Origin of the sequence: Microcoleus sp. D2_18a_B4 (assembly GCF_036702475.1) — a bacterium.
In the GTDB taxonomy this organism is placed as follows: Bacteria; Cyanobacteriota; Cyanobacteriia; order Cyanobacteriales; family Microcoleaceae; genus Microcoleus.
Window position 1 is genome coordinate 1 of sequence record NZ_JAUBTL010000116.1, and the last position, 7,326, is coordinate 7,326.

The 7,326-nt window shown below is 43.8% G+C and carries 9 protein-coding genes; 7 read left to right on the plus strand and 2 right to left on the minus strand.

What is annotated here, in order from left to right; translation table 11 throughout:
• Positions 1–62: 62 nt before the first annotated feature.
• Positions 63–317, minus strand: coding sequence for a hypothetical protein (locus tag QUB04_RS31935; RefSeq protein ID WP_333290681.1), 255 nt, complete (start codon positions 315–317; stop codon positions 63–65).
• A 73-nt stretch (positions 318–390) separates the two neighbouring features.
• On the opposite strand from QUB04_RS31935, the gene QUB04_RS31940 reads away from it, so the two are divergent.
• The 6 genes from QUB04_RS31940 to QUB04_RS31965 all read left to right on the plus strand — a co-directional run bounded on the left by QUB04_RS31940 (position 391) and on the right by QUB04_RS31965 (position 2,330).
• The gene (locus QUB04_RS31940) at positions 391–639 is read left to right on the plus strand and encodes a DUF4160 domain-containing protein (protein ID WP_106332426.1); all 249 of its coding nucleotides are present in this window, start codon (positions 391–393) and stop codon (positions 637–639) included.
• A gap of 13 nt (positions 640–652) precedes the next feature.
• On the plus strand, positions 653–949 hold the full coding sequence (locus QUB04_RS31945) for a DUF2442 domain-containing protein (RefSeq protein WP_333290682.1): 297 nt from the start codon (positions 653–655) through the stop codon (positions 947–949).
• Between the two features lie 19 nt (positions 950–968).
• Positions 969–1,226, plus strand: coding sequence for an endonuclease domain-containing protein (locus tag QUB04_RS31950; protein ID WP_333290688.1), 258 nt, complete (start codon positions 969–971; stop codon positions 1,224–1,226).
• A 258-nt stretch (positions 1,227–1,484) separates the two neighbouring features.
• A complete protein-coding gene (locus tag QUB04_RS31955) occupies positions 1,485–1,739 on the plus strand; it encodes a type II toxin-antitoxin system ParD family antitoxin (protein WP_333290683.1) in 255 nt (84 codons plus the stop codon).
• Positions 1,729–2,106 (plus strand): type II toxin-antitoxin system VapC family toxin, encoded by a 378-nt coding sequence (locus QUB04_RS31960; RefSeq protein ID WP_333290684.1) that lies wholly within the window; start codon positions 1,729–1,731, stop codon positions 2,104–2,106. The genes QUB04_RS31955 and QUB04_RS31960 overlap by 11 nt, the downstream gene beginning before the upstream one ends.
• Positions 2,100–2,330: a hypothetical protein gene (locus QUB04_RS31965; protein WP_333290685.1), complete on the plus strand. Its 231-nt coding sequence runs from the start codon at positions 2,100–2,102 to the stop codon at positions 2,328–2,330. The genes QUB04_RS31960 and QUB04_RS31965 overlap by 7 nt, the downstream gene beginning before the upstream one ends.
• Before the next feature lie 90 nt (positions 2,331–2,420).
• Here QUB04_RS31965 and QUB04_RS31970 read toward each other — a convergent pair whose 3' ends face one another.
• Positions 2,421–6,224 (minus strand): S8 family serine peptidase, encoded by a 3,804-nt coding sequence (locus tag QUB04_RS31970; RefSeq protein WP_333290686.1) that lies wholly within the window; start codon positions 6,222–6,224, stop codon positions 2,421–2,423.
• Between the two features lie 49 nt (positions 6,225–6,273).
• Here QUB04_RS31970 and QUB04_RS31975 point away from each other — a divergent pair, with 49 nt between their 5' ends.
• Positions 6,274–6,519, plus strand: coding sequence for a hypothetical protein (locus QUB04_RS31975; protein WP_333290687.1), 246 nt, complete (start codon positions 6,274–6,276; stop codon positions 6,517–6,519).
• The last annotated feature ends 807 nt before the right edge of the window (positions 6,520–7,326 follow it).

Genomic DNA, 7,326 nt, shown 5'->3' on the forward strand with positions numbered 1-7,326 from the left:
AACATCATAGATGTTTATTTTTGTCAACTTTCTTGTTAAGAAAGATCCTTATAAAGCATAGCTTAAGAAGGGGGGGACATGAAGGGAGGGGAGTTGAATGGGTGGCCCGATGCGATCGAGGCGATCGGATAAAATATTAGGCTGCATACTTTAATTGTACTATGGAAAAGTTGACTCAATATCGATCGATCGCGCGATTCGTAAAAAAAGCGATCGACCTTTCCATCCCAAAAGAGCGATCGACCTTTCCATATCAAAAAGAGCAATCGACCTTTCCCTGCCAAAAAGGGATCTCGCTCTAGTTGTCGAGTAGACATGATTTGGGATAAACTAATATTGTCTCCTTGGCTCGGCTATAATAGTCCTCGTATCATTCTTTAAAGAACCTTTATGCCAGAAGTTGCACGATTTTACGGAATAATCATCAAAATTTTCTTTGGGGATCACCCACCTCCTCATTTTCACGCAGTTTACGGTGAGTACAACGCTTTGATCGGTATTGAGTCTTTAGAAATTATAGAAGGAGATTTACCGAATCGGGCCCAAAAGCTGGTAATAGAATGGGCTACGTTGTACCAGAAAGAACTGCTGGATATGTGGAATAGCCAAGAATTTAGTAAACTTCCACCATTAAAATAACTCTGATATGTTTATGAAACCTGAACGCATTGTTTCTGCTAAAGCTATTGACGACCGCACATTGATGGTTAAGTTTACCAATCTAGAATTTAAAAAATACGACATCTCTAAGTTATTAGATAATCCGATGTTTACGACCTTAAGTAATCCTGGGTTTTTCCGAAATTTTACAGTTGAACCTGGTGGTTATGCACTGGTTTGGAATGATGAGATAGATATCAGTGAATATGAACTTTGGCAGAAGGGAATTAGTTGCACAGAGGAGGAAATTGAGCGATATATTGAATCTATTCATCATGTTGCTCGCTGAGAAATAAGACCCGATTCTTCTGAGCGATCGACCTTTCTATACCAAAAGACCGATCGACAATTTTATCGTAGACTTTTATTGTGCGGCTTTACAGTTAGTAATTGAGATTGATGGGGAGAGTCATTTTACGGAAGAAGGGAAACTATATGATGCAGAAAGAACCGGGATTTTACAGGGGTATGGATTGAAGGTGGTCAGGTTGACGAATGTTGAGGTGTTGCAGAGTTTTGAGGTGGTTTGTGGGGAGTTGCTGGGTTTGATTGAGGGTGATTGTTGAGGATAGATCCCCCCTAGCCCCCCTTAAGAAGGGGGGGACATGAAGGGAGGAGAGTTGAATGGGTGGCCCGATGCGATCGCCTCGATCGGATAAAAAATATTAGGCTGCATAATTCAGTCGTTGTGCTTACTTATATTTTAGCAAAAAGATCGGGGTAATCGCGCCATCTTCCCGCAGCCAAAAATGTTAAATAACAACATTTGATAACTTTTGTTATGATGGAGGGTAGTAGTTGACTCAAATAGGTGACTCAACATCATGAATATATCCTTAACTCCTGAACTAGAGCAGTTTGTTCGGTCAACAGTCAAAAACGGTAGGTACTCATCAGCTTCTGAAGTGGTAGGGGCGGCATTACGATTGCTAAAAGAACGGGAAATTTTAGTTGTTTTGAATCCGGTTTCGTCTGAGGGGAACCAGAAACCCAGCTATGATTTCTCTGATTTGGTGGGGCGATTAACTTGGCGGGGAGATGCAGTAACAATGCAGAGGAATCTACGCGATGAGTGGTAATCGCTATGTGTTGGATACGAATGCGATCGTAGCTTTGCTTCAAGGGAATCTTCAAGTCGTTGAATTACTTAAAGATGCCGATTGGCTGGGAGTTTCAATAATTAGCCAAATTGAGTTTCTGGTGTTTCCTGGGCTGACTAAAGACGATCGTCAGATTTTTGAGCAGTTTCTGCAACGAGTGGATGTTCTTGGTTTAGGGGCGATGGATGCTATTTTGATTGAGAAAATCATTGAAATTCGCCAGCAACATCGCTTGAAACTGCCGGATGCGGTTATTGCAGCAATGGCAATCCAAAATTCAGCAACTTTGGTGACAGCCGATCGAGAGTTTGCAAAGGTAACAAGTTTAACGGTAATTAATTGGTAGAAATTGCCATTGATCGCCCCGGCATCCCCAACAAGCGATCGCCCTTTCCATCCCAAAAGACCGATCGACCTTTCCATGTTACAAAGAGCGATCGCTCTTTCCATGTCAAAAAGAGCGATCGCCCGTCGTCGGTGAAAAAGTTGTCAAGGGCGATCGACCTTTCCATACCAAAAAGAGCGATCGACCTTTCCATTCCTAAAAGAGCGATCGCCCGCCGCCCGTGAAAAAGTCGTAAAGGGCGAGATCCTCTCCATCCAAAAAGAGCGAAGGTTAAGGTTATTGCTCCTCCTCACCTCACTTATCGTGACTACCTGTTAAGCAATGCCGAGCCGTTGCGTCACAACCTTGACTAGACCAGTAATCACTGCAATCCAAGCAAGTTCATCGCCAGGGGGACCAAATATAGCCACCACAGCAGCTAAGACAATACCTACTATGGCAGCAATAAAGACTGTTGCGTTAACAAAAATCCCAAATCCATTGGCGATATCACCTATCCAATTCTCAACGTCTGGGTTCTTCTCAAGGAAAATGCGATAAGCATCTTCTCGGTTTTCACCAGATGCAATAATTATCCTGACAAACTCGGCTACTTTTTCTTGAGCTGATCCTTCAAGTTTCCGATGATACCGACCAGAAACTTGACCTGTTAGTGATCCCTCCACCTTTTGATTTGTGCTTTCGTTTATGTTTCCTGAAATTTTAGTCTCTCCTTCTACTACAAACTTCCCTGTAAAAATATTTCCTGAAAACCCAGAACGACCTAACTCCCAACCTCCTTTCAATCCAGATTCTCCTAATTCTAATTCCTGACTTCCTAAAGAAATAGACCAATTTTTTTGAGCCGTATCAATTTTTAGACTTGTTTCAATATTATCAATTTTCTGCTTTAGTTTAACCTCTTCTTGACTCAATGAGATTGTCGATGAATCTGCTACTAATTTTCCAGAAACCTTAACTTCAGTTGTGCCTTCAACAATGTAATCAGGAATATATAGACTAAAAGGTTTTTCTATTGAATGAGAAAATGCTCTTTCTACTCCCAAAATTGGATCGTCAATAGGTGTGACTCCAATTTCGACAACACCAATGGGGCCTTCTTTGATCGGTGTGACTTCAATTCCGACACTACCAGTCGGCCCTACACTCCCGCCACCATAAGCCTGCTGAAATTTGCCAAGAACGGAAAGCGTGTAATTAGCAATACTGGGATATTGAACACCATTGGTATATTCTGGCGTTGTACTATTGTATTTATTGGGATTTCCTGAGTACCAAGCTGATGCCACACGACGCACTGCCATATCAACATTACCACCACTCGCAGCTATAGCTTGCTGATAATATTGATTCAGCTTGTAATCAATAATTTTTAGCTGAAGGTCTGGACTATTCAAGAATTGATTATCAGTAATCTCATACCCTAGTGCTTCACGACTCCAAGAAGGAATATTTGCGGGCATCACTTGAGCAATTCCCAAAGCCCCTGAATTAGGATTGACGGCTTTGTAATTGTAGCCGCTCTCTTGCCCAAAAATAGCTGTCCTTAAAGCAGCAATAAGCGACTGATTTCCTCCAGTATTACCATTATTTCCAGTATTACCATTATTTCCACCTGATAAACCAGGCTGCTTATAACCAGGCGGATAACCGATCATATAAGCACTAGGAACCCAGAGATTTTGACCTTTAACTTTCAGCCACAAAGAATCAGGCTGGCCATTCCACAAATCATTCACAGGTTCACCGTAAGTCCAACCATCAAACTCCATCCATGCCTGATAGGGAATACTTGTCGAACTCCGATCGCCAAATTGAGGACTATTGCGAAGATTCACCCCTTTCGTTGCCCCAACCTGAAGACTAAAGTTCTGCCAATTAATATTATTAACAGGTGTAGGCTCAGAAGACAGGGAAGTTGGCGAAACCGATCGCCCCTTTGTCTCATAAACGGTCACTTGCTGACCATTCCAATACATGATCGCCCGTTCAAACTCCTGACGGAAAACACCGCCCCCCTGATCCTGCACATCAGTAATCGCATTCCCCACTTGCGGATACTGTCTCGCCGCATCCAAGAACATCTGACGCACATTATCAAAAGGATTTGGCTGCGTAGGTGATGGTGAAGGAGAAGGCGTTGGAGTGGATGCCGCACCCATATACAAACCAGACACCCATCCACTACCATCAGCCAAGTGATACCAAGTTGTGCTCTCTCCTAAAGCTGGATCGTAAACACTTTCCCCTTGAGTTTGCCCATCAAAAATCAGCGTGTTACCGGGAGAAACAGTCCCCACTTGTTGATAGCCACTAGCATCTGTTCCAGGGCCATTCCGCACTCGCAAATATCCTAAATCATGCACATAGCCAACATCCTGAACAATCTGCGAAAATGTACTAATAGGTGACGGTGAAGGATTAGGAGAAGGTGACGGTGAGGGATTAGGAGAAGGTGACGGTGAAGGATCAGGAGAGGGTGACGGTAAAGGATCAGGAGAGGGTGACGGTGAGGCAATCTCACCAAGATACTGCACATACAAACCAGACATCCAGCCACTACCATTAGCTAAGTGATACCAAGTGCTACTACTACCTTCACCATTGGGATCGTTGACGAAATCACCTTCAGTCTGACTGTCAAATTCCAGTGTATCGCCAGAACTTATCCTGCCTAAAATGTCATAACCAGTTCCAGGGCCAGAACGTAGATTTACCCCTGCGTTATTTTGTACAGAAGTTTTACCCCAATCTATTGCCCCGTTAAAGTTAACTGCCCTTTCACTAGGTGTCACCTTCCCTTCACCGCCCCAAGTTGTCGGTGTCCCGAAATCTGTAGGCTGATAAACTTCCGGCTGCGTCTTCTTCGCCAAATCCACCGCCGCTAGCGTATTCAAAAATCCAAAACCCGTCTCATCATCCCACCCAGACGGCCCCAAATCCCTCGCCGTAGACTTCAAAATCTCCATCACTTGGCGATAGTTCAAGGCAGGATTTGCCGCCCAAACCAAAGAAGCTGCCCCCGCAACTTTAGCAGTCGCAACCGAAGTCCCCGCCATCGTGCCCAAATCATTTCCCACAGTCGATAAACCTGGGTGTTCAGTCGTCCCGCCATCCGCCACAATATCCAAACCGCGGCCATAACTAGAATAGATCGATCGCCCGTTAATATCCCCAGCCCCAACAGTAAAAATATTGTCAAATTCCTGAGAAGCTTGACCCAAAACCGACATCACACCGCCGTCGTTACCAGCCGCCGCTACCAGCATTACCCCATTTTGCCGCGCATATTCGATCGCACTTCTTTCTGGCGGAGTCAACTCATAGCGCGTTTCCACAATCCCGTCAGCATTCTTCTGAGTCAAATCCAAACTGAGATTCGCGATCGCATTTTTCTGTCCAGAAGCCTTCGCAGCATCCACAAACTCTACCAAAGAATCAGCCCATCTCCCAGAATCGATCGCCCTTCCCACCCATTTCGGCGCAGTCTTATTAATCGCATCAATAATCCCCAACATAAAAGTACCGTGCTCGCTACCTTCCCCAGGCTTCAGCAACGGATTGTCATCCCCGCCCACATAATCGCGGCCCTTCTTTATATTCGCGTAATTCAAATAAGGACTATCCGCACTCACACCAGTATCAATCGACCCCAACAACGGCTGAGAAGCAAAAGGAGAATCTAGCAATTGACGGATTGCATTCGGATTGTTAGGATTCGGCGAATGCGGAGCGACAGGAATTACAGCAACCGGCAAAGTCTCAAACGCACCGCCCGGATTGTAAGGAGTTTGAGTGGCAATCCCATCATGGTACAGACCCAGCGGGTCAAAATCAATCAGGGGCGGTAAATTGTTAGTTGGTGCTCCAGAAGGGTCGATCGGGCAAACACCGCTATCAGCCAAGAAATTAGGTAAATCTAAATCCGACAGCGACAAAAAACCCAATAACTGATGCAAGTAGTCAAACTCGTGCAGCCAACCCCCAACCCCCACACTCGGACTCACAATTTTTTCTAATATAAAACTTTTCGGTCGTTTCCGACTCTTTGTTTTACTTGAATCCCCAAAACCTTGAGCCTGTTTGCGTTTTTTGCCACCAAAATTTAGCCAACCCATAACTTTTGCACCCTGATTAATATGAATTCGATCGCAAGAACTTAATTAAATGCCTTCAGACATTCAACCAAAATCCTTTGTTGACAAGGATTTTTCAATAATCGTCAAAAATTTCTGTTTATTTGAGAATTCACGCAAACTTAACAAATTTTCTGAATGGGCGATCGCTTTACATCTGCCGCGCTTTGCTAACGGTCAGGCGGGCGATCGGACAAATACTTTGTTAATGCGTAATCTATATGATTTTTTGCTTCTTCACGATTATCATACACCCAAGTTCTATGTGCGATCGTAAAGTTTGTGTAGACTTTTTTACGGCAACTTAATTATGACTTACGCCTTGCAAAGGGATAGCAATTCCGGCCTCAACCAGAAACATCCGCTACAGGCTCGTTTCCCACGCAATGACAGGTGGACAATGCGTAATTCCTAAAATAGTTAGAATTTACACTTGCTTTTTTTATGCTTTCTGATAATATGAACACAAAGGTGAAATTTGGATTAAAGTCTAAAGCCCAAACAAATATCACTAAAGCTTCTTCAAAAACTACTTCAATACTTCCCTGCTTCATTAAAACAGGGGAAAACTCAGCCCTTAAACTTTCCGTTTTCAGGAAGACTTAGACCGGCTCGAAATGCTCAAAAACCCAGAGGAGAGAGCTAAAAAAGAGAATATGGCGCTCGATCCATGACAATTTAATAAAACTCAACCACAGTTCCCCGTGGTCGATCCAAAAGTCCAGATCCCCCTAAATCCCCCTTAAGAAGGGGGACTTTGAGTAAATTCTCTTATCCCCCCCGATATTTTGGGAGACTTTAGGAACACTCTTATCCCCCCGATATTTTGGGAGACTTGACGAACACTCTTATCCCCCCCGATATTTTGGGAGACTTGACGAACACTCTTATCCCCCCCGATATTTTGGGAGAATTTACGAACACTCTTATCCCCCCCGATATTTTGGGAGAATTTACGAACACTCTTATCCCCCCCGATATTTTGGGAGACTTTAGGAACACTCTTATCCCCCCCTTCTTAAGCTATGCTTTATAAGGATCTTTCTTAACAAGAAAGTTGACAAAAATAAACATCTATGATGTT

Excerpts from the sequence above, each read along its gene's own strand:
- QUB04_RS31935 (WP_333290681.1), bottom strand. The coding sequence starts at position 317 with ATGTCTACTCGACAACTAGAGCGAGATCCCTTTTTGGCAGGGAAAGGT.
- QUB04_RS31945 (WP_333290682.1), top strand. The coding sequence starts at position 653 with ATGAAACCTGAACGCATTGTTTCTGCTAAAGCTATTGACGACCGCACA.
- QUB04_RS31975 (WP_333290687.1), top strand. The coding sequence starts at position 6,274 with ATGCCTTCAGACATTCAACCAAAATCCTTTGTTGACAAGGATTTTTCA.
- QUB04_RS31960 (WP_333290684.1), top strand. The coding sequence starts at position 1,729 with ATGAGTGGTAATCGCTATGTGTTGGATACGAATGCGATCGTAGCTTTG.
- QUB04_RS31940 (WP_106332426.1), top strand. The coding sequence starts at position 391 with ATGCCAGAAGTTGCACGATTTTACGGAATAATCATCAAAATTTTCTTT.
- QUB04_RS31970 (WP_333290686.1), bottom strand. The coding sequence starts at position 6,224 with ATGGGTTGGCTAAATTTTGGTGGCAAAAAACGCAAACAGGCTCAAGGT.
- QUB04_RS31955 (WP_333290683.1), top strand. The coding sequence starts at position 1,485 with ATGAATATATCCTTAACTCCTGAACTAGAGCAGTTTGTTCGGTCAACA.